Here is a 1,411-nt window from a genome sequence, read left to right on the forward strand (position 1 = left end):
GAAATAAAAAGAGTGGTGGTGGTCAATAACCAGGCGTTTATTTCCACAGCGCAGGACCATTTGTATATGAGTTCATATCCCTTTGACGACCCGCGTCTGGCGCCGGGTGGTCCAGGTATAGATTATCAATACTTTGATGACACGTATTATCTCTACAGACCAGGCAAGCATAAATCCAGTGGCGAGTATGTGAACGGCCATATAAGACCTGAATCTCCAGGTGATGCCTGGGGAACGGTGGTGTTTATGAAAGCATCTTTAGCCCATTTAACGGAAGGTTATAAGGCTAACTATCAAAACCTGCCGGACAAAGAACCGGAGGTGGTGGGCTATAAGGGCTGGACCCGGATGCACTGCGATATGGATGCAGGGAAATAATCTGCAATGGGATATGCCCAAACCACTTAACGTTTAAGGATGAATTATGAAACCAGGAATTATGGTAAGAGTATTAATCGGCGCAGTTTCACTATTCTCTATCACTGCCTGTACAAAAAAAACACCCTCGCAGGTTATTTATCGTTATGACGATAATCGTTATCTGGAGTTAAAAGGCTATTATTGTGAGGGAGCACTTTGGTATCATGACATTAGAAAAGATATTCATAAAGAGATATATGATGGAGTGTTTGCTTCCTTCAGGATATTCTCTGGGATATATATCCATCCATCGGATAAATACATCTTTATTCCTGAATGGGAACCCGGTGCATATACAATATCTAAAGACTATGGACAAACGTGGCAGGTCGCAACGTATATGTCCCCATCTCAGGGGCAAGAGAAAAATTCTGATGGGAATATGGTAGATAGACCTGAAGGAAAAGAAATAAAAAGGGTGGTGGTGGTCAACAATCAGGCATTTATTACCACAGCGAAGGGGCATTTATATCTGAGTTCATACCCTTTTGACGACCCGCGTCTGGCGCCGGGTGGTCCAGGTATAGACTATCAATACTTTGATGACACCTATTATCTCTACAGACCTGGCAAGCATAAATCCGGTGGCGAGTATGTGAATGCCCACATCAGACCTGAATCTCCAGGATATGCGTGGGGTATGGTTATTTTTATGAAACAAGGACTGGATAATCTTGTTGAGTCAGAAAAAGCGAATTATCAAAATCTGCCGGACAAAGAACCGGAGGTGGTGGGCTATAAGGGCTGGACCCGGATGTACTGCGATATGGATGCAGGGAAATAATCTGCAATGGGATATGCCCAAACCGCTTAACGTTTAAGGATGAATTATGAATAAGGGAAGTGCGTTAAAAATAATAATCGGAACTATTTCGCTATGTGCTATCGCTGGCTGTACAAAAAAAATACCATCACAGGTAATTTACCGGTTTGATGATAATCGCTACCTGGAGTTGATCGGTTATGATTGTGAAGGATATGTTGTTTACCA

2 protein-coding genes and 1 pseudogene are annotated in these 1,411 nt (G+C 42.7%); all 3 read left to right on the forward strand.

Going from position 1 to position 1,411, the window contains the following annotated elements:
• Positions 1-378, forward strand: a pseudogene (locus OGY18_RS25400) (T6SS immunity protein Tli3 family protein); the annotation flags it as partial.
• Between the two features lie 46 nt (positions 379-424).
• Positions 425-1,204, forward strand: a complete 780-nt coding sequence (locus OGY18_RS25405; protein WP_286554753.1) for a T6SS immunity protein Tli3 family protein — start codon at positions 425-427, stop codon at positions 1,202-1,204.
• A 46-nt stretch (positions 1,205-1,250) separates the two neighbouring features.
• On the forward strand, positions 1,251-1,411 hold a 161-nt coding region (locus tag OGY18_RS27600; protein ID WP_502873488.1), incomplete at its 3' end, for a T6SS immunity protein Tli3 family protein.

Origin of the sequence: Citrobacter sp. Cpo142, from assembly GCF_030332425.1 — a bacterium.
GTDB lineage: Bacteria > Pseudomonadota > Gammaproteobacteria > Enterobacterales > Enterobacteriaceae > Citrobacter > Citrobacter portucalensis.